Here is a 25,752-nt window from a genome sequence, read left to right as displayed (position 1 = left end):
GGGGAAGGGAAGGAGAAAAAATGAACAGAATGAAGAACCAGGCCTTGTCGCGCACAACGGGAGGCGTGATGTGTGGCCTGTCTGGACTGGTACTGATTGCCCTACTGGCTCCCGTGGCGCAGGCCGGCCTCACGGATGGATTGGTTGAGGGGGACCACGGGGTACTGCATGTGTTCGGTGTTATGACCGAAAGCGCCTGTCGGCTGGAGATGCCGTCGGCCGACCAGACGGTGGACATGGGTAATATCGCGACCGGTGACCTGCAACAGGCCGGTGACCGGGGAACTCCGGTAGCGGTCCAACTGCGCTTGCGTGACTGCATTCGCGGTGCTGCAAACAACCAGGATACGCAGGGCAATGTCAGTTGGAGTCCCAACCAGCCCGCCATGTCCCTGACCTTTGTCAGTGAGCAGGATGGCGCCAACCCGCAACTGGTGCGCGCGAAAGGGGTCAACGGGATGGGGCTGCGCCTCAGCGACAGTGCACAGCGCGACATGCTATTGGGTCAACTGGCGAAGCCGGTGTTTCTGACCCCGGGTAGTGACGTGCTGACGTATTACATCACGCCTGAGCGTACCGGAGCCCCGTTGCAATCGGGAGCCTATTTTGCCAACGTCAATTTCAGGTTGAGTTATGAGTAGAGCACGGCATGGACACAAACAGGGGCAGGAAGCGCGGCGCAGCCTGCTGATGGGGGCGCTGGTCCTTGCGGTCGCGATGCCGTCCGCCATGGCCGCCCCACTGGACGTGAATATCCGGGGTGTGGTCGTGAGTGTGCCGTGTCAGATTAACAATAATACCGATATCAGCGTCAATCTGGGCAATGACCTGCTGACCACCCGAATTCCGGCCAGCAACAGCATCTCAACCGGGAACACCTATGAAACGGAAATCCCCTACACCCTGGATTGCACTGTCGCGGCAGGGGCAGGCCAGCAGGTGAGGATGCAGTTGTACGGGACGTCAGCCGGTTTTGACAACGGGGTATTAATGACTAGCAACACCAATCTGGGGCTGGAATTACGCCAAAATGGCACCAGGGTCAGTCCGAACCAATGGTTTAACCTGACGTCTGCAGCGGCAACGCCCAAACTAACCGTGGTGCCGGTAAAGAACAGCGGGACTACGCTCTCCGGTGGTGCCTTTAGGGCCACGTTGACCTTGAAGGTGGATTTTCAATGAGGGCCAATAGCATGAAAAGACCGCTTGCCGTCGCCACCTGGTTGGCGGGCACCCTCTTCACCGGCGTGGCCGGTGCGGTTGACGTGAGTATTACCGGCAACCTGGTGGAGTCCCTCCCCTGTAAAATCAATAACGATGACCCTATCGATGTGGATTTCGGCGATGACCTCATCATCAACAAGATTGATGGGACGGCTTACAGTGTGACAATCTCGTATAACGTTGCCTGTGCTGACACCACCGGCAACGTCAGGCTCAGCTTCCAGGGGAGAGCGGCGGCCTTTGACGCGACGGCTGTGGAGACAAGCAGGGCGGGGCTGGGTATTCGCCTGCTGTTGGGGGGGCGTGTCCTGGCGATAAACAGCACGGCAGGTACGGTCATCAACCCAGCGGCGCTGCCAGTGTTGTCTGCCGTGCCGGTTGTCAATGGCGGAGCGGGCCAGGAGCCTACCGACGGGCCGTTCACTGCCACGGCGACGCTGCTGGCGAGTTATGACTAGGAGAAGCCGGTGAGAGAGAGAAAACACAGTCTGCTGTGTGTCGGTCTGGGGGCGCTGCCGTTGTTGAGTGCGTTGTGGATGGCACCGGCTCAGGCGACGGTCATGGGATTCAGAGGGACGCTGGTGTATGCACCGTGCAAAATCCAGGCGGGTGATGAAAACCTGAGTGTGGATTTTGGTGCGGTGGTGGACAAGTACCTGTACACGAACACGCGGACGTTGGGCAAGACGTTCTCGCTGAACCTGGTGGACTGTGATACGGCGGCATCGAGCTGGGTCAAGCTGACGTTCAACGGGATGGAGAACCTGAATTTGCCGGGTTTGCTGGCGGTGACGGGGGTGAGCGGGATTGGTGTGGGGATAGAGACGGCGGGGGCGAGTGCGGTGCAGTTGCCCCTCAATGAGCAGGGTCCTCAGAACCTGCTGTCGACAACGAGCACGACGACGACGCTGAGCTTTAAGGCCTATGTGCAGGGAGAGCCGTTTGCACTGGCGAACAAGACGATAACCCGTGGGGCATTCAGTGCGACGGCGACCTTTGTGCTTGAGTATGAGTAGGGCTGATTGAATCGGGATAGCCGCGAGACAATCCCGCAGCGTGGTTGTTCGCCCAACAGGGTATGGGTTAAGAGTGACAATGAGCCCTTGCCGAACGGCCTTGGTCAAGAAGATTAATTATCACCTGATAAAGACGATTATTGGGGGTGTGGTGGAACATGAAGAAGATTATTAGATTACTGATACTGAGTGCTGTGAGTCTGCACACGCTGTCGTCTTGGGCAACTGAATGTAGAGTAAATAGTGGCGCTTCATTTGGTGTACATGGAGCAGCCTATACGACGATAGCCGTCATACCTATTCCCAGTTTGGGGCAAGTATACACTTATGGTGATCTTAAGCTAGAGTGCAGGTTTGAGGGGTCTGGTAATACAAGTCGTCGTGATTTCATTAAGACTAGATATGATTCTTTATCTTTACCTTTTGGGGGGAACTTTACAGGAGGGTTGGTGTTGGCCAGCGGCATAAAAGATATGCCCATTCCTGCAGATTTAATTTTAGCGACGCTACCCGATGCTAACGGTGGTCCATGGACTAAAGTCGACTTAACACCATATATAACCGCAGTTAATAGTCCTCAGTCACTGAATGTTTCGTCTGGCGGCACTATTGCAGAATTACGCCTTTATCAGAGCAATGATTATAACGGTAGTCGTAGTGATCTTAATATAAAACTAGTAGCCCAAAATAGCGTGACGTTTTGGCCCAACACCTGCACCATCAATGGCGGTGGTTCTCTGGATGTTGATTTTGGTAATGTGGTTGACTCTAAAATATCCACCGATCCGACGGCCCCCGGTAGCTACTCTGTAACCAAAAATCTTACCTATAGCTGCTCGGATAAAACGGTGACACAGGGCATTGGTATTACCCTGCAGGCACCACGGACTGCATCGTTCGATAACCGTTTAATCGGTACCAGCAACTCTGGCCTGGGTGTCTCCCTGGTCAAGGGCAGCAGTGTTGTCGGCGTGAACGGCAGGTACACCGCCCAGATGGTGAATGGTGAAGGTACTGATGCAATCACCTTCAATCTGGTGAGAAAGCCATTAGCGTTGCCCGCGACAGGCAGTTTTGCAGGTACGGCAGTCCTGCAAATCGGACTGCCCTGATTGATTACAGGTCTTTGTGAGCGTAAGCGGCTCATATAGACCGTCTGTCGGTATCCCTCCGGTTCCGGGAAAATAATGTCCATCATCTATATAATGGACATTATCGCTATGAAATATCGGACCCAGCTCTTCGACGCACTGCGCTTACATTTTGATGAACACCTGTCCAGACTCGACGTTGGTCGGCGGCTTGGGATCCCCAAAAGCACCATCTGCGATCTCTTTGTTCGCTTCAAAAAGCTGGGAATTAGCTGGCCGCTGCCTGACAGCATGACTCCCGATAAACTTGAATCGCTGCTCTATCCTGCTCTATCCTGCTCGTATCGCGGCAGACATAATCGAGATACCTGATATCCCGGAGCCAGCTTTGGTGGAAGAGCGGCTCTGTCGCGTTAAGGCGGCGTCAGGTAATATGCTGTTTTTTTGTAATGTTGCCTATTAATGTCTCTGATCAGAAATGCCTTTAAACGCTTGCATTATCCCATCGATATCATCGCGCAATGTGTGCGTTGGTATCTGGCTTATGCCCTTAGCTTGCGCAATCTCGAGGAAATGATGGCTGAACGCGGCATTGCTGTTGACCATTCCACACTGCATCGCTGGGTTATCCGTCTGGTGCCGTTGTTGGACAAGGCATTCCGCCGGCATAAACGTTCGGTGGGTCGTCGATGGCGAATGGATGAAACTTACATCAAAATGAACGGGCAGTGGAAGTATCTGTACCGGGCTGTTGACACATCAGGCCAGACAATCGACTTTCTGCTCACTGCCAAACGTGATGCCGCCGCCGCATTGCGCTTCTTCCGCAAGGCCATACGTCATCATGGCGAATCTGAGGGGGTCACTATCGATAAAAGTGGGGCCAACACAGCGGCTTTGGCCACGCTCAACGCCGACAAACCCGATGAGGAAACGATTACAGTGAGGCAAAGTAAGTACCTAAACAATCTGGTTGAGCAAGATCACCGCAATATCAAACGCCGGATAAGACCGATGCTGGGATTCAAATCGTTTCGACGGGCACAGGGGCTTTTGGCGGGCATCGAATTGATCCACATGATACGCAAAGGACAATATCAGCATCCGGAAGTGAGGTATTGTCACCTGCGGAACAATTTTATCTGTTGGCTGCCTAAATAATCGGCAACACCCACTTTGGCTGGCCTGTGGCCGTTAATGCGACAGAGCCGGTTACCCCAGTCGCGGGGACAACCTGAAAGAAAACCAGAATGCGATTCTGCCTCAGCATCAAGACGCTGTGCCACCTGGCATAAATGATTCCTCACCGTTGAGGCATTCAGGCTATCCCCCATCGGCAGAACATCCTTCAGCAGACGGGTCGTCATTTCATACGAGATCATTGAGGCCCTGCGGGTTTCTATATATTTCAGGGCAGGATGAGTGTGATCGCCCGCCCAGTCACTGAGAAGGCTGACGGTCTTTGTTGTACTTTCTTCACAGCGGCATCGGTACACCCGGAGCCCCGATACGGGAATAATGCCAAACAGTGTCCGGTACTGCATTTTCTGCTGCCCTTTGATTCTGCGCGCTGCAAGGCAGTGAGGACACGGGATATGCTGGTGAGTGTATTCGTCCGCCTGCTGCTGAACCATTGACTGCTGGACGGTGTTCAGCAAGCTCTTCGACTCTGAAAGCGATAATCCGATATCATTTTGGGCATATCCTGACTTCTGTAATGTCATCAGTTCTTCTGTTCGACTCACGCCTGACTCATCGGTTATAACTATCTGGAGCGTCAATTTCATCGTTGCCTCCTGCGGTGGTGGGAATATCTCCTGGGTACTGGTTTTTCATATGGTTGCGAAGTTTATAATATATTGAAATGCCAAGGCTTACGTGGTCGCAGGCGATCCTGAGTCTGACACCTCTGGTCCTGGGCGCGCCAGTTTCCTGAATTAGAGAAGGATACCTTTATAGATATCCGTCAGCGGCGGCGACCCAACCAGATCACTTCAGGTTCCAGTGCTGGCGCCGCCAGGTCGAGTTTGCTCAATTGCTTGTTGATTTTATTGCGATTGAACCGAACAGCATCCAGGTCGTCAACAAAGATCCGGATTTCTCCGACCGTTGTTGCATCATCCGCATTAACGATGGCCTCCAGAAAAGCCAGCGTCTTATCCGCTTCATCCGCAGCCGTTGCTCCGGACATGCCATGGCCGCTCATACAAAATGGTGTTTTCAGCGTCGAATTTTCGTGAATGGTCTCGACACGAATGTCGTGAAGCCAGTGCTCAAAGAAATTGTATTCATAGGTAAAACGATCGCCAACATCAAAAGCAAAATCATCAATCACAACCCGAAACGGGTTATCCGGAAAACCAACGCCCCCTTCGTAGGAGATACCGTAATCTTTGCCATGAATATGAAACTGATGAAGGTGATCATCGCTCCAGCCCTGCACGATCTGGATTATGTAGTGAAGCGCGGCCAATGACGTATCAGCAGCGATTCTTAGCCGACGCCAACCATGGGACTTACGCCACGAACAGTAATTTTGATGACGTAGATCTTCATAGCCAGATAGCAGGTATTGTTATGAAATAATGTTGGATATTCTAGCCCCAGCAGACAATACATTCGGTGACTGCCCCACACTTTTTCATGCTCTCCAAGATTGCATCGCAACGGCTCGTTGCGATCTAAGCCACAGTGGAGTGTCTAGCTATGTCAAAAGCTTTGTCTAGCAGGATGGGGGAGGATCCTTCTTGATCCTTTCTAAATTAACTGGTCTGAGATCAGGGGGCAATAAAGCCAAATAGTAGTACTTTGTCAAACTAGCCAGGCTCATCGGAGAGCTTCTATCCACTCGTAACTGACCTGGAAAATACTTATTAGTTGTGCTGTTCTTTTATATGCATTAACATTTTTTATGTATACATACAAAATTTTTTTATTTAACGGAAACATATTCACGCCATAAATAAGGAAGCCGGATGGCAAGCTTGAGCAAGGAAGCCAGTGGGCTTCGCTTTACGCTGAGTGTGGGCAGTCTGGAACCAGAAACTTTCGTGGTATCAGGCTTTACGTTGCATGAACAGTTCTCTACGCCATTTATCCTTGAACTTGAGGCTGCCAGTGCCAATCCCAGCATCGAGTTCGCTGCTATTTTGGATAGAACCGCCACGCTGACTATCTGGCGCGATACCGAGGTACAGCGGATCGTCAATGGCATCGTGGTTGAAGTGGAACAGGGAGACACTGGACTCCATCAGACACATTACCGCCTGAGTATACGCCCCGCACTCTGGCGCGCGGGATTAGTCAGAAATTCACGCATCTTTCAACAGCGGAATGTTCAGGAGATCCTGGAAACGTTATTGAAAGAACATCATATCAGTCACTATGCTTTTGCTTTGCGTGATACCCATGCCAGGCGTGAATTCTGCGTCCAGTACCAGGAAAGTGACGCAGAATTTCTCGATCGCCTTGCCGCTGAGGAAGGGATTTTCTATTTCTTTGAGCATAAAGATCAGCAACACACGTTGGTCTTTGCCGATGATTGCGCCGCACTGGATACCGGGCCAACACTCCCTTACCATCCAGCCAAAAGGGCAGATTCGGACGAGTTGTGTATCAGTACTTTTCGTCGCAAAGAAAGTCTGCGCTCGTCTGAAGTCTTGCTGAAAGATTACACCTTCAAAAATCCAAGTTGGCAGGCAGAATCCCGTGAGTCTGCCAATGACCTTGAACACCAGGCTTTCGATTATCGCCATTATGACTATCCTGGTCGCTTCAAAGGCACTGGCCCAACAGGCGATCAATTTGCCCGCTGGCGCGTCCAGGCGTTGCGTAACGACGCGCATCAGGGAGAAGGCGCGGCCAACAGCCCGGCGCTCCAACCTGGTGTGTGGTTTAGATTGGAAAATCATCCGCTGGAAACCCATAACGCACGGTGGCAAATCACCGGGGCTACGCACACCGGCAGACAGCCGCAAGCATTGGAAGAGGCCACCGGGGAACAGGGCACCACGTTGGGATGCCAGTTTACCTTTATACCCGACAAGCAAACCTGGCGTCCCCTTTCGCTGCCAAAACCGCGCATCGATGGTGCACAGGTGGCGATCGTCACCGGAGCGGGGTCTGAGGAAATTTATTGCGATGAGTACGGCCGGGTCAAGGTGCGCTTTCCCTGGGATCTCTCTGGCAGAACGGATGATACCAGCTCCTGCTGGGTACGGGTTTCGCATCCTTGGGCGGGAGCAGGCTGGGGCATGTTAGCTATTCCGCGTGTTGGTCATGAGGTCATTGTGGAGTTTCTCAATGGTGATCCCGATCAGCCCGTGATTATTGGCCGTACCTATCATGCTAACAATCTGCCACCCGGTGACTTACCGGCGACCAAAACCCAGATGGCCCTACGCTCAAAAACCCATAAAGGCGACGGCTTCAATGAGCTGCGGTTTGAGGATCTTCGGGGCGGTGAAGAAATTTATATTCATGCGCAACAGGATATGAATACCGACGTACTGCGGGATCAGACGACTACCATCAACCGGGATATGACACTGACGGTCGATAATAACCGCACCTCGGTGATCAAAGTCGATGATGACGAGTCTATCGGCGGATATCAGACGCTCACGGTGGCGAAAGATCAAAACGTCACCCTCGAAGGCCAGCAGACCACGGTCGTGAAGAAAAGCCGCTTTCTTGACATTGCAGACAATGACTCCCTGAAGGTTGGCAAACATATCTCGATCCACTCTGCCAGCGGCCAGATTGAGATCGGCAATGCCGGGGGCCGCATTGTGATTGATCCCATGGGCCATATCCGCATTGAAGGGCTGAGTATTACGCTGGCCGAACACGCTTCCGGTGTCATGCCCACCACTCCGCTGTTTAATTACTCTGCCCGTTATACGTTGCTGCATGAACGCACGGGAGCGCCACTGATTAATACGCCCTACACCATCAAGGGGGCCAACGGTCAGGTGGTTTCAGGCAAAACCGATGCACTGGGCAGAACTCTGATGGTGCGTTCCGAAAAAGAAGACAATCTGGAACTCGGCCTACCGGAAACCCAAAAACCGGCGAAAGAAACCTATTACCAGGCCAGCGACAATGCACCGGTAGAACGTGTCATGGAATTCAAGGAGTAAGAAGATGAGCAATCCAGGCAATATTTGTCCGACAGTGACCTCGATTACCTGCACGATGGAACTCGGGAGATTTCCTGGCGATGAAGACCCCTGTTACCTGGCACAGAAAGCCGAAATTGCCATGCGCCTGCCACTACGTATTGTCACCAAAGCCGGTTTGGTGCGTTTTTTAAACCAGTTGATTATGAGCGGTCTTATCCAGAAGGAAGAGGAAAAAGAGGAATATCGCTGGCCCTATAAAGCCGAGGTCGTCTTTGCGATGGCGAAACCCGTCCCTCTGCCCATGCTGGCTACCAGTAAAAAATCAATAGAGAAATATAAAGACGATCTGCCACAATCCCGCAACCCGTTTGCTCGGCCTTCACGCGAAGATTGGATAAAACGTAATGTAAAGCGAATACGCCGCCCGGACATCATTCTGGTTAAAAAAACCGACAAGCGTTGGCCTGGACGCGAAGCCACCTATTTTGATGATAAGTTCCATGCCGATAACTTGAAGATGTTGATCGAGGTGAAGTTTCCAGGCGATACCTTATCCAAAGATCAGCGGAGAGATTATATTGCGATAGCGACAAACGCCCGTTTTGGTGTTCTGCGTATTGAGGATAACCGTACTGAGAAACAAAAGCAGTACGACAAACAATACAATGCCGCTTTCAGCCCCAGTGCAGAAAAATATGCCTTACTGCCGCCGTACCAGGGAGATCAGCCGCGTCCTGTCCCTGTTCCACCACCTGAAGGGGTGCCGGGAACCCTTCCGCAGCCATTACATAAAAATCTGCCGTTATTGAGCACGTCCCCCTGGGATTTTATGCCGTCGGTGGAAGACTGGGTGATGTTAGGTAATGAGGTTTCCAGCCTGGCAGAAGAGGGCTGGGAATATGTCAGCAAGAGCACTCGTCAGATGTTTCACCAGTTTGGTGCCTGGGTCTCCGAGAAAGGGGATTGGTTCTGCCAGCAAGTGCTCGACCCCCTCACTCAGCAAACCCACTATGTGTTCTCCTGGATGAGCAAGCAAACCGGTGAAATCATCACCTGGAGCGTTGCGCAGTGCCAGGACTTATGGCGAACCGTGCTGTTAGGGTCGGAGATAACCCTGGAGTATTTAAAACAGATCGAATGGGTACAGATATTGTCCGATATTGGCAATGGCACGGTACAACTGGTTATCCAAGCCGCAGTGACTGGGGCTGTCATTATCGTGACGCTCGCCGTGGCCGCCGCCGTGGTGGCGTTGGTTGCGATTGTCGCTGCGGCTGTCGCCGCAGGGGGAGCCGCAGCTGCCGGGCTGTTCGCCGCACTGGCGGCGGTGGGCGGCGGTACCTTGGTCGTCGCGCAATAATTTATCAGGAGTCACAATGCAACACACTGAATACACGGCATTACTGGAACAGCGGGTGCCTGAATTTACCTTTACCGACAATAACGATGTTGTTGTTAGCCGGTTGGGTCTGTCGATCACCCTGTTTTTTAAACAGGGTTACACCCTGGAAAAACGGGAGAAGATACTGGCCTGTTTTAGCCGCTTCCGTGCAGAATTCGGTACACATTTACGCTTTCACACGCATTCCTTTAAAGGAATGAAAAAATACAGTCCTGAAAATATCGCTAAGGTGGAAGACAGCATCCGCAATAAAGGCATTCATGACTACGGTGGCTGGGAAATTAGCGATGCGAAAAATATGTCTGAAGCCCCCAACTGCCTTATGGGGTATCTGGATTCGGGTGATGACGATGATAACGAAAACTCTTATCTGAGTTTGGTCTTGCCCTGGTTTTACCTTAAAGAAACACAGGGTATGGCGCGTTTTAATGACTGGCTGACTTACCTGTGCCAACAACTGGAACCCGATAGCGGGGACTGTGGGTATTGTCTGAGCATGCCATTTGATTTTGATGACTACTGTCCTCTTGAATATGAACTGGCTAAACGCTATCCCCCACTACAGGTGAATGCAAACGTCTTTGCCGACGCCATGCAGTACACGGATAGCAGTCGTGGCGTTAACTGGATCACCATTTTAGATAATCGTTATATCAAGCGGTTAGGCGGTGAGGACTGGGTACGTCAGGTGCTCTCCCATGACCCAGAGATCGGCGTTGAACATTATCCCGGCGGGCTGTTAATCCGCGCCGGACAATACCCGGACTTGACCCCGTTGACGGCAGGATTATCACCGCAATATCTGGCCGTCAACCAGTTGATCCGCCCGATACGTGTCCAGCCACAGGAAGGGCACTCCCTGCATTCTTACGGGGTCAATCAATTCGATGAACAATCGACTCTTGCCTGGTATTCCCGTTATGACCAGGGGCCATTATCACTGTCGCCATTAGAATCGGGCACTCCGGCGCTGGTGACCGGCAACTGGACGACTCCCTCATTCCCTCACACCATGCGCATTATTAAGCAAGGCGAAATGGCCCCGGCCGGAAAAGCGGGAGAGGTCATTTGGTGGGATCTGGCCAGTGAAGCGGAAGATGATGGTAATGTCCAGGCTCCACGGGCATGAGAACGGTCGTACAGGGGAAAAAGGTTATCCTGGTGGGGGATACCACTACCACCGGGGGTAAAGTGCTCAGTGGCTCCCCCTTGGCCAATCAAACTCAGGCGCTCGCCCGCAAGGGCGACCCGGTTTTCTGCCCGGTTTGTAAGGCACCAGGCGTGATCAGTGAAGGCAGCTCGCTGGCCAATATTGCAGGTGTGGAGATTGCCCTTGAAGGACACAAAGTGACCTGTGGTTGCCCTGGTGGCTGCAAGTTGGTGGCATCAGCATAGTACCGGGAAGGAGGGAGTGACCATCTCATTAAATATCCTACGCTAAGCCTGCTTTTTGGGCTCTGTCGCGTTAAGGCGGCGTCAGGTAATATGCTGTTTTTTTGTAATGTTGCCTATTAATGTCTCTGATCAGAAATGCCTTTAAACGCTTGCATTATCCCATCGATATCATCGCGCAATGTGTGCGTTGGTATCTGGCTTATGCCCTTAGCTTGCGCAATCTCGAGGAAATGATGGCTGAACGCGGCATTGCTGTTGACCATGCCACACTGCATTGCTGGGTTATCCGTCTGGTGCCGCTGTTGGACAAGGCATTCCGCCGGCATAAACGTTCGGTGGGTCGTCGATGGCGAATGGATGAAACTTACATCAAAATGAACGGGCAGTGGAAGTATCTGTACCGGGCTGTTGACACATCAGGCCAGACAATCGACTTTCTGCTCACTGCCAAACGTGATGCCGCCGCCGCATTGCGCTTCTTCCGCAAGGCCATACGTCATCACGGCGAACCCGAGGGGGTCACTATCGATAAAAGTGGGGCCAACACAGCGGCTTTGGCCACGCTCAACGCCGACAAACCCGATGAGGAAACGATTACAGTGAGGCAAAGTAAGTACCTAAACAATCTGGTTGAGCAAGATCACCGCAATATCAAACGCCGGATAAGACCGATGCTGGGATTCAAATCGTTTCGACGGGCACAGGGGCTTTTGGCGGGCATCGAATTGATCCACATGATACGCAAAGGACAATATCAGCATCCGGAAAGTGAGGTATTGTCACCTGCGGAACAATTTTATCTGTTGGCTGCCTAAATAATCGGCAACACCCACTTTGGCTGGCCTGTGCCCGTTAATGCGACAGAACCCTTCCGCCTCCGGCAAAGCTTTCCTGGATATGTTGGGCGTCTTTGCCGAGTTCGAGACACGCCTGCGCCAGGAACGCCAGCGGGAAGGCATTGCCCGGGCAAAAGCCAAGGGTGCATATAAAGGAAGAAAACCGACGGCCCAGGCGAAAACGCAGCAGGTCATTGAATTAACGATGGCCGGATTAACCCGCGAAGCAGTTGCCGAGCAATTGGGCATTGGCAAGGCCAGCGTCTACCGGATATTAAAAGCCTGGCGACTGCAACATCCTGGCGCCATCCTGCCCGGTGAGCGAGTGAAGCCTCTGCTCAGCCATAGTGAACCGGTGACCGAACGTGCTACGATAACCCCATGAAAAAAAATCCCACACCCCATGATGCGACATTCCGGCAATTCCTGACGCAGCCCGAGATTGCCCGCGACTTTATGGACATCCATCTGCCGACAGAGCTGCGGGCCATCTGCGACCTCAGCACGCTGAAACTGGAGTCAGGCTCCTTTGTCGAAGATGATCTGCGCCAGTATTTCAGCGACGTGCTCTACAGCCTGAAAACCACCGCCGGCGCTGACGGTTACGTGATGGTACTTATCGAACACCAATCGAGTCCTGATAAGCACATGGCGTTTCGCCTCATCCGATATGCCGTCGCCGCCATGCAACGCCACCTCGACGCCGGCCATAAAACGCTGCCGTTGGTCATTCCGGTACTTTTCTATACCGGCAAACGCAGCCCATATCCTTATTCGACCAACTGGCTGCAGGAATTTGATGATCCGGCGCTGGCGGAGAAACTGTATACCGGCGATTTCCCGCTTGTTGATGTAACGGTCATCCCCGACGAGGAAATCATGGGTCACCGCAGTATGGCCGCGTTGACCCTGCTGCAGAAACATATTCGCCAGCGTGACCTGGCGGAACTGACGGATAAACTGGCCACCATACTGCTGGCCGGCTATCTCTCTTCGCCACAGGTAATTTCACTGGTACACTATATTATCCAGGCCGGTGAATCGTCGGATGCCGAAGCTTTCATACGTGAACTGGCACTGCGGGTTCCGCAAAACGAGGATGAACTCATGACTATTGCACAACAGCTTGAACAAAAAGGCATCGAGAAGGGTATCCAGCTTGGTGAACAACGCGGTATAGAGAAGGGCATTGAGAAGGGCAGGCAGGAAGAGGCACTCAAAATTGCCCGCACCATGTTGCAGAACGGCCTCGACCACAACACCGTCATGAAAATGACCGGGCTGACCGCTGACGACCTGGCGCAGATCCGCCACTAATCCTTTGCGTCAACGGGCAGGGTAGCCATTGTTAGATAAAACCGAATCCGTTACCACAGAGAACACTACCTCAGCGCTCAGCCATCTGGCGTTCTGCGCCTTGGTGGCGTTGGGGCTGGCGCGCCAGGACGGCATCGCCGGCACGCCCTATGCCGAAAACCTGTTTCTGATCCGCTGGCTGGCCACCGCCCAAAAGCAAAAACGCTTCCCCAGGGGCTCTGTCGCGTTAAGGCGGCGTCAGGTAATATGCTGTTTTTTTTGTAATGTTGCCTATTAATGTCTCTGATCAGGAATGCCTTTAAACGCTTGCATTATCCCATCGATATCATCGCGCAATGTGTTCGTTGGTATCTGGCTTATGCCCTTAGCTTGCGCAATCTCGAGGAAATGATGGCTGAACGCGGCATTGCTGTTGACCATGCCACACTGCATCGCTGGGTTATCCGTCTGGTGCCGTTGTTGGACAAGGCATTCCGCCGGCATAAACGTTCGGTGGGTCGTCGATGGCGAATGGATGAAACTTACATCAAAATGAACGGGCAGTGGAAGTATCTGTACCGGGCTGTTGACACATCAGGCCAGACAATCGACTTTCTGCTCACTGCCAAACGTGATGCCGCCGCCGCATTGCGCTTCTTCCGCAAGGCCATACGTCATCACGGCGAACCCGAGGGGGTCACTATCGATAAAAGTGGGGCCAACACAGCGGCTTTGGCCACGCTCAACGCCGACAAACCCGATGAGGAAACGATTACAGTGAGGCAAAGTAAGTACCTAAACAATCTGGTTGAGCAAGATCACCGCAATATCAAACGCCGGATAAGACCGATGCTGGGATTCAAATCGTTTCGACGGGCACAGGGGCTTTTGGCGGGCATCGAATTGATCCACATGATACGCAAAGGACAATATCAGCATCCGGAAAGTGAGGTATTGTCACCTGCGGAACAATTTTATCTGTTGGCTGCCTAAATAATCGGCAACACCCACTTTGGCTGGCCTGTGCCCGTTAATGCGACAGAACCAGAATATCCAACATTATTTCATAACAATACCTGCTATCTGGCTATGAAGATCTACGTCATCAAAATTACTGTTCGTGGCGTAAGTCCCATGGTCTGGCGTCGGCTAAGAATCGCTGTTGATACGTCGCTGGCCGCACTTCACTCCATTTTCCAGATCGTGCAGGGCTGGGGTGATGATTACCTCCATCAGTTTCATATTTACGGCAAAGATTACGGTATCTCTTACGACGGTGGCATTGGCTTTCCGGATAACCCGTTCCAGACCGTGATTGATGATTTTAGTTTTGATATCGGCGATCGCTTTACCTACGAATACAACTTCTTTGAGCACTGGCTTCATGACGTTCGGGTTGAGGCCATTCATGAAGACTCAACGCTGAAAACACCATTTTGTATGAGCGGCCATGGCATGCCCGGAGCAACGGCTGCGGATGAAGCGGATAAGACGCTGGCTTTTCTGGAGGCCATCGTTAATGCGGATGATGCAACAACGGTCGGAGAAATCCGGATCTTTGTTGACGACCTGGATGCTGTTCGGTTCAATCGCAATAAAATCAACAGGCAATTGAGCAAACTCGACCTGGCGGCGCCAGCACTGGAACCTGAAGTGATCTGGTTGGATCGCCGCCGCTGACGGATATCTATAAAGGTGTCCTTCTCTAATTCAGGAAATTGGCGCGCTCAGGACCAGAGGTGTCAGACTCAGGATCGCCTGCGACCACGTAAGCCTCGGCATTTCAATATATTATAAACTTCGCAACCAGATGAAAAACCAGTAACCAGGAGATAATCCCACCACCGCAGGAGGCAACGATGAAATTGACGCTCCAGATAGTTATAACCGATGAGTCAGGCGTGAGCCGAACGGAAGAACTGATGACATTACAGAAGTCAGGAGATGCCCGAAATGATATCGGATTATCGCTTTCAGAGTCGAAGAGCTTGCTGAATACCGTCCAGCAGTCAATGGTTCAGCAGCAGGCGGACGAATACACTCACCAGCATATCCAGTGTCCTCACTGCCTTGCAGCGCGCAGAATCAAAGGCCGGCAGAAAATACAGTACCGGACACTGTTTGGCATTATTCCCGTATCGGGGCTCCGGGTGTACAGATGCCGCTGCGAAAAAAGTACAACAAAGACCGTCAGCCTTCTCAGTGACTGGGCGGGCGATCACACTCATCCTGCCCTGAAATATATAGAAACCCGCAGGGCCTCAATGATCTCGTATGAAATGACGACCCGTCTGCTGAAAGATATTCTGCCAGTGGGAGACAGCCTAAATGCCTCAACGGTGAGGAATAACTTATGTCAGGTGGCGCAGCGCCTTGATGCAGAGGCAGAAGCGAATTCTGGCTTTCTTTCCGGTTGCCCCCGCGACTGGGGGAACCTGCCCAGACCAGGTAAACCGCTTGTGGTAGGTATTGATGGGGGTTATGTTCGGGATCGGGACGACAAAAAGCGAAATTTTGAAATTATTGCCGGCAAATCCTTTTCAGTCGGGTCTCCGACAGACACGCGCCGCTTTGGTTTTGTCCAGAATGACGACTGCCATCCGGAACGCAGACTAATGGCACACCTCTCCGCCCAGGGAATGCAGGCCAACCAGCAGATATTTTTTTATCCGATGGCGCGGATAACCTGAGGGAACTGCAGTAATTTTGTTGCGTTAATGACATATAAGCAATACGACGCAATAACGCGTATAAGACAAAGCATGTGTCGATTTCGCGTCGGAATTTATGGTTTTGACGCTATCACTGTTCAAATGCTCCCGCTGATCCAATTTGCAGCCGCGAGGTTGCCATGCTCAATAAAAAACACCATTTTTCAATTGGTTATTTTTTTTCTGAACCTGTTGTTTCTTAAAAATACAATAGCATTAAACGATCGATAGTGTATTTTCAATTTGTTTAACCTATAGATTAAATCAATCAATCAAGACTGATTGATCTGTTAAACCGATCAATGTATGATGCGTTTCAAGATAAGTGCCAATGTCAGTCCAAAGCCGTTCGCAAGCATCACAGACTCATTGGGCGTTAAATATACAGGGGCGAACTTCCATGGTGTTGTATTTCAAACGTGTTATTTAGAGGCTCAAATTCGGTAACCTGTTGGTCTCTGTGCATGTTCGTCCATTTTTAGGTTTCCACACGAATCCGTGTGATGTGCGTGTTACTGCCATGACGATGGCCATGCCCCTGATACCCAAGCAGAAAAACAGACAGCGTGGTGTTATGACACAAAAAATTCTCAAAAATGCAGCGCTGCGCCTTCTGGTTGAAAGCGGCAGCGTCAGTGCCTTAAACGTGGTTGGGACTGATGGCGGCTGGATATTAAAGGTTAAGTACGGTCTGAGTGAGCAGACCCTGGCGTCACAGGCTCGCCCGGTCAGGGTGTTCAAAAAGCTGGACACATTGGTCATGTACCTCAAAAAAATTGGGGTTGAACAATTTGATATCGATACATCAGGTTATTCCATTGATGCACGCGCCGGCCTCACTCGTCCGGATCGCTCAGTGGCGCTTAAGCGGATACATGAGGCTGCAGCAGAACATGTCAGGCTTCCCCCAGAAAGTCAGTCGGATGAGGGCCGTTAATACCTGTGAGCTGTAAATCGGGTAAGGTATTACCATGACAGAAAATGTATGACATGCCTTATTGAGAATATAAATAGATAACAAATCTATTGCAAAAATATTCAAAAATGAAATGTCAGCGTTGGCTTTAATTTGTCTTAGCTACATTGTTTTTTATTCTAAAAGAATAAACAGCGATGGCTTATCACTACTGGAAGTGGCGTATACATACCCATAAATGCAAGTGGTGACATATCCCTGTGTGCAAGGTTTTTTTATTTTTGTGACAGGATTTTTTACAACGAGTGAATTAATACTATTCAACATTAGGACGAAAAAAATGCAACTGAACAAAATCATGATGGCAGCTGTACTGAGTCTGTCTGCCGTTTCTGTCGCCCATGCCAACCAGGGGCAAGGTGACATCCTGTTCACTGGCTCCATTGTTGATGCGCCTTGCTCGATAGCAGCGGACTCCATCGACCAGACTGTTGAGCTAGGGGCTATTTCCAATGCTGCGTTGAGCGCTAACACTAACACCGGTGAATCAAAGCCGATGCCGTTTACCATTCAGCTGGAGAACTGCATCGTTACAACTGGCACTACCCCAGCCAGTGCCAGCAAGGTTCAGGTTAAGTTCCTGGGGACCACATCCAGCTATGACGCAGATAGCCTGGCACTGGTCGGTGGTAATGCGGCTGGCGCTTACATCCTCCTTAAGCAGGCCGACGGAAAAAAAGTAACGGTTGGTACGCCGACCACCTTGCAGCAGTTTACTGACGGCGCATCTCCGGCTCTGACCTTTACGGCGAGCCTGAAAGGCAATGGTGGTACTGCAGTCATTACGCCGGGTAGTTTTAGCGTCCCCGTCCAATTTCAACTTGCCTACCAGTAAATCTCAATATTTGTTTGACCCGTCCCGTGGCCTGCCGCCACGGGCTATTTCACCAATTGGAGTCAGCCGATGACGTGGATTCAGTGGGGACAGAATCGGGTGGCGCCTTTCCTGTTGATAAGTTTGACCGTCGGTTTCGCGAGTGAGGCCTTCGCCCGTGATGCCGGCCATGGGCGTGTCAGCATGAAAGGGGCTATCGTCGAGCGCCCCTGCGCCATTGATGTGGGGGATCGTGACCAGACGCTGGTAATGGACACAATTCCTGTTAGCCAGATTGTGCGTGACGGGCGAGGCCCTCAGAAGGCCTTTTCCATTCGTCTGGTGGATTGTGTGCTGTCACGGCTTGACCCACATAAACCCGACTGGCAGGGCTTTACCGTGACCTTTGACGGGGAAGGTGACCGGGGGCATTTTGCGGTGTCCGGTGAGGCGAAGGGGGTTGCGGTGGCAATAGCCGACGAGGTGGGCAACCAGGCCCAGCCGGGGCGGATGATGCCCCCGGCCGCTATCATCCCCAGCGAGATGCTCTTGCGTTATACCGTGAATCTGGTTGGCAATCGGGAAACGTTACGTGCTGGGGACTACCACTCGGCAATACGTTTCAGAATGGATTATTACTAAGAGTTTCTCTATGGTGCATTTTTTCCCCCGTACCCTTTCTGCCATGCTCTGTCAAGCGGGGCTCGGCTCCACCCTGTTGCTGGGGTCGGTGGTGTTCGCCCATGCCGATGATATTCAGTTCAACAGCGACATCCTGGATTTGAAGGACCGCAGCAATATTGACCTGAGCCAGTTCGCGCAAAAAGGCTTTATCCTGCCCGGAAGTTACAGTCTGGCGGTGAGTCTCAATACCCAGGTGTGGCCCGAGCAGTCCGTGGATTTCATTGCACCAGAGAATGACCCCAAAGGCAGTCAGGTTTGCCTGACTCCTGCACTGGTTGCCCAGATGGGGCTGACCGACAAGGCGTTGTCCGAACTGACGTGGTGGCACCAGGAGCAGTGCCTGAATGTGGAAAGTCTCAAGGGAATGGAAGTGCGTACTGACCTGGGCACCTCCACCCTGTATCTGAGTATGCCGCACGCCTACCTGGAGTACAGCAGCCCGGACTGGGACCCGCCAGCACGCTGGGAAGAGGGGATCCCGGGGATACTGCTCGACTACAACGTGAACATGCAAAATCAGCAACAGACCCGCGGGGGGGGTGGCAGCGGCACCCGCGTTAGCGGTAACGGGACCACCGGGGCCAACCTGGGGGTATGGCGTTTACGGGCCGACTGGCAGGCACGCTATGACAGTCGTTCGCAGGGCCGGGGTGAAAGCCGTTCGGGGGGGAATGGTGTCAACCTGGACTGGAGTCGTTATTACGCCTATCGCGCCTTGCCGGCGTGGGGCGCAAAACTGACCTTGGGGGAGGATTATCTCAATTCGTCCATTTTTGACAGCTTCCGCTTTACCGGCGCGAGCCTTGTCTCTGATGACAACATGCTGCCGCCGAATCTGCGGGGGTACGCACCGGAGGTGAGTGGTGTGGCACGTCGCAATGCCAAGGTCGTCATCAGTCAGCAGGGCCGCATCATCAAGGAAGTCCAGGTGGCAGCCGGGCCATTCCGTATCCAGGACCTGGACAGTGCCGTATCAGGGCGACTGGATGTGCGGGTTGAGGAGCAGGATGGCAGTGTACAGCGCTTCCAGGTGGATACAGCCACCATTCCTTACCTGACACGGCCTGGACAGGTGCGCTTCAAGACCACGGCGGGCCGGGCTTCCGACTGGAACCACCGTGTCAATGGGCCGACGTTTGCCAGCGGCGAGTTCTCCTGGGGCGTCAGTAACGGGTGGTCACTGTACGGCGGGGGGCTCGCCGGCGGGGATTACGCGGCCGCGTCACTGGGTATCGGGCGTGACCTCCTGGCGCTGGGGGCGCTGTCTGCCGATGTGACGCAGTCACGTGCGCGCCTGCCGGGGGAAGGCAATCAGACAGGGGGCTCTTATCGTCTGAGTTACTCCAAGCGCTTTGTCGAGATCGGCAGTCAGGTGACCTTTGCCGGTTATCGCTTCTCAGACAGTACGTTCATGTCGATGAGCGAGTACCTGCAGGCGCGTGACACAGGCATTAGACAGGGCCGCAACAAGGAAATGTACACCGTTTCCTTCAACCAGTCCTTTGAGTCTCTGGGGTTGAGCACGTACCTGAACTACAGTCATCAGTCCTATTGGGATAAATCGACGACGGAACGCTATGACCTGACGGCATCACGGAACTTTGATGTGGGTCGGTTCAGGAATGTCAGTCTGTCGCTGACGGCCTACCGCAACCGGTTCAATAAAACCGACGACGACGGGATGTACATGTCGCTGTCCCTGCCGTTCGGTGGGTCTGGCCGTGTCAGTTATAACGGCTCGTATTCCTCAGGGGATACGCGTAATTCTGTCGGTTATTACGACCGTCTGAAAAACGGCGATACGTACCAGGTGAGTGCGGGGACGGCGAGAACCGGGGCCGACCTCAGCGGTTATTACGCGCGTCGCGGCTCTCAGGTGGATATTAATGCTTCTGCCAGCTACCGTGAGGGGCAATACAGTGCCGTGGGCTTGTCCGCCAATGGCGGGGCAACGCTGACACGGGAAGGCGGGGCATTGCATCGCAGCGGTCTGATGGGCGGAACCCGCATGCTGATTGACACCGACGGAGTGGCCGGTGTACCGGTCGGTGCCAATGGCAATCCGGTCTACAGTAACCGGTTCGGCAAGGCCGTGGTCGCGGATGTAACCAGCTATTATCGCAACAGCGTGCGTATTGATATTGACAAGTTGGCGGACAATGCGGAGGTGCCGCGCTCGGTGGTACAAAGCACCCTGACGGAAGGGGCGATTGGCTATCGCAAGTTTGAGGTGATTTCCGGCGAGAAAGCCATGGCAGTGATACTGCTGGCTGATGGCAGCGTCCCTCCGTTTGGGGCTAGCGTGCTGAACCAGAAAAAACAGGACGCCGGTATCGTGAGCGACAGTGGTCACGTTTACCTCAGCGGGATACGTCCGAATGAGAAGATGGCGGTGAATTGGAACGGCAGTGTCCAATGTCACGTGACCCTGCCGGCGGTGATACCGACAGGTATGACGACGAATCTGATGCTACCTTGCGTAAAAGAGGCTGCATTACTGAATGATTGAGCCCGGGATACATGGGTCCCGGGGGTATCCCTTACTATTTTTGATGAGCAAGATGAAAATGAAACACAATTTACTAAGAGCCTCCCTTGCGGGTGCGCTGATGCTGGTGCTGATGCCGTCGGTCCATGCCGCGATTTCGCTGGACAGGACCCGCGTGGTGTTTCCGGGGAGCGAAAAGTCAGTGAGTCTGAACGTGAGCAACCAAAATCCGTCACTCCCTTATCTGGCTCAGGGCTGGATTGAGGATGCGAATGGCAACAAGCTGGAGGGGGGCGGACCGCTGACGCTGTTGCCGCCGGTACAGCGCATTGAACCGAAAGGTAAGGGACAGATAAAAATCCAGGCCATGCCGGGGCTGAGTCTGTTGCCACAGGATAAGGAAACGCTGTTTTATTTGAACCTGCGTGAAATTCCGCCAAAGAGCAACAAGCCGAACACATTGCAGATTGCGCTGCAAACGCGCATCAAGCTGTTCTACCGCCCGGCAGCGTTGGCGCAGGCGGCAGCTGAACAACAGACCTCGCCGTTCCAGAATAAATTGACGCTGAGTAAAAGCGGGGACACCTATACGGTGAACAATCCGACGCCCTACTACATCACCCTGATTGGTGCCAGTGCCAAGGCAGGCGGTGACCTGCTCAAGGGGTTTGAGGCCATGATGGTGCCACCAAAAGGCTCAGCACCGTTGGGGGGAAAGGCTTCAGACCTGGGGAACAGCCCGGCACTGGTGTATGTGAATGACTACGGCGGCCAGCCTACGCTGACCTTCCGCTGTGATGGCACTCAGTGCAAGGTTGATGAAAGTCGTCGAGACAAGAAATAGCCATCGGGTGGCCTGTCGCAGGGGAAGGGAAGGAGAAAAAATGAACAGAATGAAGAACCAGGCCTTGTCGCGCACAACGGGAGGCGTGATGTGTGGCCTGTCTGGACTGGTACTGATTGCCCTACTGGCTCCCGTGGCGCAGGCCGGCCTCACGGATGGATTGGTTGAGGGGGACCACGGGGTACTGCATGTGTTCGGTGTTATGACCGAAAGCGCCTGTCGGCTGGAGATGCCGTCGGCCGACCAGACGGTGGACATGGGTAATATCGCGACCGGTGACCTGCAACAGGCCGGTGACCGGGGAACTCCGGTAGCGGTCCAACTGCGCTTGCGTGACTGCATTCGCGGTGCTGCAAACAACCAGGATACGCAGGGCAATGTCAGTTGGAGTCCCAACCAGCCCGCCATGTCCCTGACCTTTGTCAGTGAGCAGGATGGCGCCAACCCGCAACTGGTGCGCGCGAAAGGGGTCAACGGGATGGGGCTGCGCCTCAGCGACAGTGCACAGCGCGACATGCTATTGGGTCAACTGGCGAAGCCGGTGTTTCTGACCCCGGGTAGTGACGTGCTGACGTATTACATCACGCCTGAGCGTACCGGAGCCCCGTTGCAATCGGGAGCCTATTTTGCCAACGTCAATTTCAGGTTGAGTTATGAGTAGAGCACGGCATGGACACAAACAGGGGCAGGAAGCGCGGCGCAGCCTGCTGATGGGGGCGCTGGTCCTTGCGGTCGCGATGCCGTCCGCCATGGCCGCCCCACTGGACGTGAATATCCGGGGTGTGGTCGTGAGTGTGCCGTGTCAGATTAACAATAATACCGATATCAGCGTCAATCTGGGCAATGACCTGCTGACCACCCGAATTCCGGCCAGCAACAGCATCTCAACCGGGAACACCTATGAAACGGAAATCCCCTACACCCTGGATTGCACTGTCGCGGCAGGGGCAGGCCAGCAGGTGAGGATGCAGTTGTACGGGACGTCAGCCGGTTTTGACAACGGGGTATTAATGACTAGCAACACCAATCTGGGGCTGGAATTACGCCAAAATGGCACCAGGGTCAGTCCGAACCAATGGTTTAACCTGACGTCTGCAGCGGCAACGCCCAAACTAACCGTGGTGCCGGTAAAGAACAGCGGGACTACGCTCTCCGGTGGTGCCTTTAGGGCCACGTTGACCTTGAAGGTGGATTTTCAATGAGGGCCAATAGCATGAAAAGACCGCTTGCCGTCGCCACCTGGTTGGCGGGCACCCTCTTCACCGGCGTGGCCGGTGCGGTTGACGTGAGTATTACCGGCAACCTGGTGGAGTCCCTCCCCTGTAAAATCAATAACGATGACCCTATCGATGTGGATTTCGGCGATGACCTCATCATCAACAAGATTGATGGGACGGCTTACAGTGTGACAATCTCGTATAACGTTGCCTGTGCTGACACCACCGGCAACGTCAGGCTCAGCTTCCAGGGGAGAGCGGCGGCCTTTGACGCGACGGCTGTGGAGACAAGCAGGGCGGGGCTGGGTATTCGCCTGCTGTTGGGGGGGCGTGTCCTGGCGATAAACAGCACGGCAGGTACGGTCATCAACCCAGCGGCGCTGCCAGTGTTGTCTGCCGTGCCGGTTGTCAATGGCGGAGCGGGCCAGGAGCCTACCGACGGGCCGTTCACTGCCACGGCGACGCTGCTGGCGAGTTATGACTAGGAGAAGCCGGTGAGAGAGAGAAAACACAGTCTGCTGTGTGTCGGTCTGGGGGCGCTGCCGTTGTTGAGTGCGTTGTGGATGGCACCGGCTCAGGCGACGGTCATGGGATTCAGAGGGACGCTGGTGTATGCACCGTGCAAAATCCAGGCGGGTGATGAAAACCTGAGTGTGGATTTTGGTGCGGTGGTGGACAAGTACCTGTACACGAACACGCGGACGTTGGGCAAGACGTTCTCGCTGAACCTGGTGGACTGTGATACGGCGGCATCGAGCTGGGTCAAGCTGACGTTCAACGGGATGGAGAACCTGAATTTGCCGGGTTTGCTGGCGGTGACGGGGGTGAGCGGGATTGGTGTGGGGATAGAGACGGCGGGGGCGAGTGCGGTGCAGTTGCCCCTCAATGAGCAGGGTCCTCAGAACCTGCTGTCGACAACGAGCACGACGACGACGCTGAGCTTTAAGGCCTATGTGCAGGGAGAGCCGTTTGCACTGGCGAACAAGACGATAACCCGTGGGGCATTCAGTGCGACGGCGACCTTTGTGCTTGAGTATGAGTAGGGCTGAGCTTAAGTAAGCAACATGTTGGTTTATTCCCGTTGAAGGTAAAATGTCGATATCCAGTATAAACAACATGAAATACCCGTTACGGATGGCCGACCTAAATGCAAACACACTAGCGCACTCACAATATTACATGGTTGAAAAAAATTATGCGTATACCAATTCTCGTAAAAACCCTGAGTGCTTTTGCCATCCTTGGCTGCGCTTATCCAGCACAAGCGTTCATTTGTAAAACACCTTCCATGCCAAATTGGCTGTTTCTTAACAGTGGTGGGACCATTGATCTTCTTGTGGATATTGTTCCTGGTAGTGATGGCAACTCGGTAACATACGGGCCTATCGAACTTTCTTGCAGGTATGGAGAGGATCTCCCGATTTCATCAAGGCGTTGCTCCAATAACAGTGACAACGATATGTATGTGGATCCTAATGGACTAACGATTCCTTTAGTGAATTCCGTTTCGGGTCTCACAGGGGGATTGTTGCTGAATGGTACAAAAATACCTATTCCAATACCATCGACCACCAAGATTTTAAGTGCTCCTTGTTATGCATCCGTCGGTGGCTCCGTGTCCGGGGGAGCTACAACAGGTCCGGCAGTGACCCCCAATATGACTTTCTACATCGAGAGGTCTGCGAGGCCTGTTTCGCTTCAGGTTAATAATGGGGATATTATTGGTACATTCAGAACAACGACATATAACGTCATTGGTGGAGCTTTATTAAGCCCCGCTCCCATGACTCTAAACCTTATTGCAAGAAGTTCGATAACCCTTTGGCCGAACACCTGCACCATCAATGGAGGTGCTTCTCTGGATGTTGATTTCGGTAACGTGGTTGACTCTAAAATATCCACCGTTCCGACGAACCCCGGTAGCTACTCTGTAACCAAAAATCTTTCCTATAGCTGCTCGGATAAAACGGTGACACAGGGCATTGGTATTACCCTGCAGGCACCACAGACTGCATCGTTCGATAACCGTTTAATCGGTACCAGCAACTCTGGCCTGGGTGTCTCCCTGGTCAAGGGCAGCAGTGTTGTCGGCGTGAACGGCAGGTACACCGCCCAGATGGTGAATGGTGACGGTACTGATGCAATCACCTTCAATCTGGTGAGAAACCCATCAGCGTTGCCCGCGGCAGGCGGTTTTGCAGGTACGGCAGTCCTGCAAATCGGACTGCCCTGATTAATGTCAGGCCTGAGCGAGCGGTTTCATCCATAGTATCAACGTAGTGAGGGTGTCTTTCCTCACTACGGCAGAGCGGCCAATGAGCCAGCAGGTAAAAGGCAGTGAAAAGACAAGGTTTTGTGCATATAGCCACGATGGCGGCAAAGGCCGAGAGGGCGATGTCCTGGCAAGAGGCTGCCAGTCTATGGGGCCAGGCAGCAGGGGGGGCTAAAAACAGCGACAATGGCCGATGGGCGGAGCTTCGTAGCGACCATTGTCGCGTCAGGGAAAGGGCCAAGTTGCCGATGACAGGGGATGCCGGTGATGTCGCCGTGGGTGAGTCAACGACGTAGTGTGAGCATGGCTTGCAGTGGCGCACTTCCTCTCTCTGTTGCGGAGCCTGGTAAACAGAGCGCTACA

The 25,752-nt window shown here is 53.2% G+C and carries 27 protein-coding genes and 4 pseudogenes; 29 read left to right on the top strand and 2 right to left on the bottom strand.

What is annotated here, in order from left to right:
- The first annotated feature begins 20 nt into the window (after positions 1 to 20).
- The 7 genes from KGP21_RS24135 to KGP21_RS24105 all read left to right on the top strand — a co-directional run bounded on the left by KGP21_RS24135 (position 21) and on the right by KGP21_RS24105 (position 4,488).
- Entirely contained in the window at positions 21 to 641 is a 621-nt protein-coding gene (locus tag KGP21_RS24135) for a fimbrial protein (protein ID WP_223498429.1), read from the top strand.
- Positions 634 to 1,182 carry a fimbrial protein gene (locus KGP21_RS24130; RefSeq protein WP_223498428.1) on the top strand — a complete coding sequence of 183 codons (549 nt, stop codon included), beginning with the start codon at positions 634 to 636 and terminating at the stop codon, positions 1,180 to 1,182. Before KGP21_RS24135 ends, KGP21_RS24130 begins: the two co-directional genes overlap by 8 nt.
- Before the next feature lie 11 nt (positions 1,183 to 1,193).
- A complete protein-coding gene (locus KGP21_RS24125) occupies positions 1,194 to 1,682 on the top strand; it encodes a fimbrial protein (protein WP_223498427.1) in 489 nt (162 codons plus the stop codon).
- A gap of 9 nt (positions 1,683 to 1,691) precedes the next feature.
- Positions 1,692 to 2,240 carry a fimbrial protein gene (locus KGP21_RS24120; protein WP_223498426.1) on the top strand — a complete coding sequence of 183 codons (549 nt, stop codon included), beginning with the start codon at positions 1,692 to 1,694 and terminating at the stop codon, positions 2,238 to 2,240.
- Between the two features lie 158 nt (positions 2,241 to 2,398).
- On the top strand, positions 2,399 to 3,352 hold the full coding sequence (locus tag KGP21_RS24115; protein ID WP_223498425.1) for a fimbrial protein: 954 nt from the start codon (positions 2,399 to 2,401) through the stop codon (positions 3,350 to 3,352).
- A 75-nt stretch (positions 3,353 to 3,427) separates the two neighbouring features.
- Positions 3,428 to 3,703, top strand: a complete 276-nt coding sequence (locus tag KGP21_RS24110; protein ID WP_223498424.1) for a hypothetical protein — start codon at positions 3,428 to 3,430, stop codon at positions 3,701 to 3,703.
- Between the two features lie 90 nt (positions 3,704 to 3,793).
- A protein-coding gene (locus KGP21_RS24105; RefSeq protein WP_223498423.1) for an IS6 family transposase occupies positions 3,794 to 4,488 on the top strand; the annotation gives its coding sequence in 2 pieces (ribosomal slippage) (positions 3,794 to 4,439 and positions 4,439 to 4,488; 696 coding nt in all).
- A gap of 54 nt (positions 4,489 to 4,542) precedes the next feature.
- Here KGP21_RS24105 and KGP21_RS24100 read toward each other — a convergent pair.
- Both KGP21_RS24100 and KGP21_RS24095 read right to left on the bottom strand, forming a co-directional pair.
- Positions 4,543 to 5,118: pseudogene (locus tag KGP21_RS24100) on the bottom strand (ISKra4 family transposase); the annotation flags it as partial.
- Between the two features lie 179 nt (positions 5,119 to 5,297).
- A pseudogene (locus KGP21_RS24095) lies at positions 5,298 to 5,887 on the bottom strand (plasmid pRiA4b ORF-3 family protein).
- Between the two features lie 419 nt (positions 5,888 to 6,306).
- Here KGP21_RS24095 and KGP21_RS24090 point away from each other — a divergent pair.
- From KGP21_RS24090 to KGP21_RS23985, 22 genes and pseudogenes are all read left to right on the top strand, one after another.
- Positions 6,307 to 8,472, top strand: coding sequence for a type VI secretion system Vgr family protein (locus tag KGP21_RS24090; RefSeq protein WP_223498422.1), 2,166 nt, complete (start codon positions 6,307 to 6,309; stop codon positions 8,470 to 8,472).
- A gap of 4 nt (positions 8,473 to 8,476) precedes the next feature.
- The gene (locus KGP21_RS24085; protein WP_223498421.1) at positions 8,477 to 9,814 is read left to right on the top strand and encodes a VRR-NUC domain-containing protein; all 1,338 of its coding nucleotides are present in this window, start codon (positions 8,477 to 8,479) and stop codon (positions 9,812 to 9,814) included.
- A 16-nt stretch (positions 9,815 to 9,830) separates the two neighbouring features.
- Complete coding sequence (locus KGP21_RS24080; RefSeq protein ID WP_223498420.1) at positions 9,831 to 10,985, top strand: type VI immunity family protein; 1,155 nt, start codon at positions 9,831 to 9,833, stop codon at positions 10,983 to 10,985.
- On the top strand, positions 10,982 to 11,251 hold the full coding sequence (locus KGP21_RS24075; protein WP_223498419.1) for a PAAR domain-containing protein: 270 nt from the start codon (positions 10,982 to 10,984) through the stop codon (positions 11,249 to 11,251). The genes KGP21_RS24080 and KGP21_RS24075 overlap by 4 nt, the downstream gene beginning before the upstream one ends.
- Positions 11,252 to 11,370: 119 nt before the next feature.
- Positions 11,371 to 12,066 carry an IS6 family transposase gene (locus KGP21_RS24070; RefSeq protein WP_223498418.1) on the top strand — a complete coding sequence of 232 codons (696 nt, stop codon included), beginning with the start codon at positions 11,371 to 11,373 and terminating at the stop codon, positions 12,064 to 12,066.
- A 40-nt stretch (positions 12,067 to 12,106) separates the two neighbouring features.
- The gene (locus KGP21_RS24065) at positions 12,107 to 12,472 is read left to right on the top strand and encodes a helix-turn-helix domain-containing protein (RefSeq protein ID WP_371822070.1); all 366 of its coding nucleotides are present in this window, start codon (positions 12,107 to 12,109) and stop codon (positions 12,470 to 12,472) included.
- Positions 12,469 to 13,404: an Rpn family recombination-promoting nuclease/putative transposase gene (locus KGP21_RS24060; RefSeq protein ID WP_223498417.1), complete on the top strand. Its 936-nt coding sequence runs from the start codon at positions 12,469 to 12,471 to the stop codon at positions 13,402 to 13,404. The genes KGP21_RS24065 and KGP21_RS24060 overlap by 4 nt, the downstream gene beginning before the upstream one ends.
- Before the next feature lie 28 nt (positions 13,405 to 13,432).
- A pseudogene (locus KGP21_RS24055) lies at positions 13,433 to 13,618 on the top strand (hypothetical protein); the annotation flags it as partial.
- Between the two features lie 62 nt (positions 13,619 to 13,680).
- Entirely contained in the window at positions 13,681 to 14,376 is a 696-nt protein-coding gene (locus KGP21_RS24050; RefSeq protein ID WP_223498400.1) for an IS6 family transposase, read from the top strand.
- Between the two features lie 96 nt (positions 14,377 to 14,472).
- A complete protein-coding gene (locus KGP21_RS24045) occupies positions 14,473 to 15,063 on the top strand; it encodes a plasmid pRiA4b ORF-3 family protein (protein WP_223498389.1) in 591 nt (196 codons plus the stop codon).
- A gap of 179 nt (positions 15,064 to 15,242) precedes the next feature.
- A pseudogene (locus KGP21_RS24040) lies at positions 15,243 to 16,084 on the top strand (ISKra4 family transposase); the annotation flags it as partial.
- A gap of 530 nt (positions 16,085 to 16,614) precedes the next feature.
- Positions 16,615 to 17,031 (top strand): hypothetical protein, encoded by a 417-nt coding sequence (locus KGP21_RS24035; RefSeq protein WP_223499792.1) that lies wholly within the window; start codon positions 16,615 to 16,617, stop codon positions 17,029 to 17,031.
- Positions 17,032 to 17,350: 319 nt separating this feature from the next.
- Complete coding sequence (locus tag KGP21_RS24030; protein WP_223498432.1) at positions 17,351 to 17,905, top strand: fimbrial protein; 555 nt, start codon at positions 17,351 to 17,353, stop codon at positions 17,903 to 17,905.
- 69 nt (positions 17,906 to 17,974) lie between these two features.
- Complete coding sequence (locus KGP21_RS24025) at positions 17,975 to 18,526, top strand: fimbrial protein (RefSeq protein WP_223498431.1); 552 nt, start codon at positions 17,975 to 17,977, stop codon at positions 18,524 to 18,526.
- Between the two features lie 10 nt (positions 18,527 to 18,536).
- Positions 18,537 to 21,077 carry an outer membrane usher protein gene (locus KGP21_RS24020; RefSeq protein ID WP_371822071.1) on the top strand — a complete coding sequence of 847 codons (2,541 nt, stop codon included), beginning with the start codon at positions 18,537 to 18,539 and terminating at the stop codon, positions 21,075 to 21,077.
- Between the two features lie 58 nt (positions 21,078 to 21,135).
- Positions 21,136 to 21,900 carry a fimbria/pilus periplasmic chaperone gene (locus tag KGP21_RS24015; RefSeq protein WP_223498430.1) on the top strand — a complete coding sequence of 255 codons (765 nt, stop codon included), beginning with the start codon at positions 21,136 to 21,138 and terminating at the stop codon, positions 21,898 to 21,900.
- 40 nt (positions 21,901 to 21,940) lie between these two features.
- Positions 21,941 to 22,561 carry a fimbrial protein gene (locus KGP21_RS24010; RefSeq protein ID WP_223498429.1) on the top strand — a complete coding sequence of 207 codons (621 nt, stop codon included), beginning with the start codon at positions 21,941 to 21,943 and terminating at the stop codon, positions 22,559 to 22,561.
- Positions 22,554 to 23,102 (top strand): fimbrial protein, encoded by a 549-nt coding sequence (locus KGP21_RS24005; RefSeq protein ID WP_223498428.1) that lies wholly within the window; start codon positions 22,554 to 22,556, stop codon positions 23,100 to 23,102. The genes KGP21_RS24010 and KGP21_RS24005 overlap by 8 nt, the downstream gene beginning before the upstream one ends.
- Before the next feature lie 11 nt (positions 23,103 to 23,113).
- The gene (locus tag KGP21_RS24000; protein ID WP_223498427.1) at positions 23,114 to 23,602 is read left to right on the top strand and encodes a fimbrial protein; all 489 of its coding nucleotides are present in this window, start codon (positions 23,114 to 23,116) and stop codon (positions 23,600 to 23,602) included.
- Between the two features lie 9 nt (positions 23,603 to 23,611).
- Positions 23,612 to 24,160, top strand: a complete 549-nt coding sequence (locus KGP21_RS23995; RefSeq protein ID WP_223498426.1) for a fimbrial protein — start codon at positions 23,612 to 23,614, stop codon at positions 24,158 to 24,160.
- A gap of 152 nt (positions 24,161 to 24,312) precedes the next feature.
- The gene (locus KGP21_RS23990) at positions 24,313 to 25,350 is read left to right on the top strand and encodes a fimbrial protein (RefSeq protein WP_223499793.1); all 1,038 of its coding nucleotides are present in this window, start codon (positions 24,313 to 24,315) and stop codon (positions 25,348 to 25,350) included.
- Between the two features lie 104 nt (positions 25,351 to 25,454).
- The gene (locus KGP21_RS23985) at positions 25,455 to 25,685 is read left to right on the top strand and encodes an ANR family transcriptional regulator (protein ID WP_223499794.1); all 231 of its coding nucleotides are present in this window, start codon (positions 25,455 to 25,457) and stop codon (positions 25,683 to 25,685) included.
- The last annotated feature ends 67 nt before the right edge of the window (positions 25,686 to 25,752 follow it).

It is taken from the genome of Serratia sp. JSRIV004 (genome assembly GCF_019968705.1).
In the GTDB taxonomy this organism is placed as follows: domain Bacteria; phylum Pseudomonadota; class Gammaproteobacteria; order Enterobacterales; family Enterobacteriaceae; genus Chania; species Chania fonticola_B.
The sequence above is the reverse complement of the archived record's forward strand: the minus strand, read 5'-3'. Positions and strand labels throughout refer to the sequence as shown.

What these genes read in the sequence shown, in the direction of transcription:
- KGP21_RS24135 (WP_223498429.1), top strand. Translation starts at nt 21, where the DNA reads ATGAACAGAATGAAGAACCAGGCCTTGTCGCGCACAACGGGAGGCGTG.
- KGP21_RS24130 (WP_223498428.1), top strand. Translation starts at nt 634, where the DNA reads ATGAGTAGAGCACGGCATGGACACAAACAGGGGCAGGAAGCGCGGCGC.
- KGP21_RS24125 (WP_223498427.1), top strand. Translation starts at nt 1,194, where the DNA reads ATGAAAAGACCGCTTGCCGTCGCCACCTGGTTGGCGGGCACCCTCTTC.
- KGP21_RS24115 (WP_223498425.1), top strand. Translation starts at nt 2,399, where the DNA reads ATGAAGAAGATTATTAGATTACTGATACTGAGTGCTGTGAGTCTGCAC.
- KGP21_RS24110 (WP_223498424.1), top strand. Translation starts at nt 3,428, where the DNA reads ATGTCCATCATCTATATAATGGACATTATCGCTATGAAATATCGGACC.
- KGP21_RS24090 (WP_223498422.1), top strand. Translation starts at nt 6,307, where the DNA reads ATGGCAAGCTTGAGCAAGGAAGCCAGTGGGCTTCGCTTTACGCTGAGT.
- KGP21_RS24085 (WP_223498421.1), top strand. Translation starts at nt 8,477, where the DNA reads ATGAGCAATCCAGGCAATATTTGTCCGACAGTGACCTCGATTACCTGC.
- KGP21_RS24080 (WP_223498420.1), top strand. Translation starts at nt 9,831, where the DNA reads ATGCAACACACTGAATACACGGCATTACTGGAACAGCGGGTGCCTGAA.
- KGP21_RS24075 (WP_223498419.1), top strand. Translation starts at nt 10,982, where the DNA reads ATGAGAACGGTCGTACAGGGGAAAAAGGTTATCCTGGTGGGGGATACC.
- KGP21_RS24070 (WP_223498418.1), top strand. Translation starts at nt 11,371, where the DNA reads ATGTCTCTGATCAGAAATGCCTTTAAACGCTTGCATTATCCCATCGAT.
- KGP21_RS24065 (WP_371822070.1), top strand. Translation starts at nt 12,107, where the DNA reads ATGCGACAGAACCCTTCCGCCTCCGGCAAAGCTTTCCTGGATATGTTG.
- KGP21_RS24060 (WP_223498417.1), top strand. Translation starts at nt 12,469, where the DNA reads ATGAAAAAAAATCCCACACCCCATGATGCGACATTCCGGCAATTCCTG.
- KGP21_RS24050 (WP_223498400.1), top strand. Translation starts at nt 13,681, where the DNA reads ATGTCTCTGATCAGGAATGCCTTTAAACGCTTGCATTATCCCATCGAT.
- KGP21_RS24045 (WP_223498389.1), top strand. Translation starts at nt 14,473, where the DNA reads ATGAAGATCTACGTCATCAAAATTACTGTTCGTGGCGTAAGTCCCATG.
- KGP21_RS24035 (WP_223499792.1), top strand. Translation starts at nt 16,615, where the DNA reads ATGACGATGGCCATGCCCCTGATACCCAAGCAGAAAAACAGACAGCGT.
- KGP21_RS24030 (WP_223498432.1), top strand. Translation starts at nt 17,351, where the DNA reads ATGCAACTGAACAAAATCATGATGGCAGCTGTACTGAGTCTGTCTGCC.
- KGP21_RS24025 (WP_223498431.1), top strand. Translation starts at nt 17,975, where the DNA reads ATGACGTGGATTCAGTGGGGACAGAATCGGGTGGCGCCTTTCCTGTTG.
- KGP21_RS24020 (WP_371822071.1), top strand. Translation starts at nt 18,537, where the DNA reads ATGGTGCATTTTTTCCCCCGTACCCTTTCTGCCATGCTCTGTCAAGCG.
- KGP21_RS24015 (WP_223498430.1), top strand. Translation starts at nt 21,136, where the DNA reads ATGAAACACAATTTACTAAGAGCCTCCCTTGCGGGTGCGCTGATGCTG.
- KGP21_RS24010 (WP_223498429.1), top strand. Translation starts at nt 21,941, where the DNA reads ATGAACAGAATGAAGAACCAGGCCTTGTCGCGCACAACGGGAGGCGTG.
- KGP21_RS24005 (WP_223498428.1), top strand. Translation starts at nt 22,554, where the DNA reads ATGAGTAGAGCACGGCATGGACACAAACAGGGGCAGGAAGCGCGGCGC.
- KGP21_RS24000 (WP_223498427.1), top strand. Translation starts at nt 23,114, where the DNA reads ATGAAAAGACCGCTTGCCGTCGCCACCTGGTTGGCGGGCACCCTCTTC.
- KGP21_RS23990 (WP_223499793.1), top strand. Translation starts at nt 24,313, where the DNA reads ATGCGTATACCAATTCTCGTAAAAACCCTGAGTGCTTTTGCCATCCTT.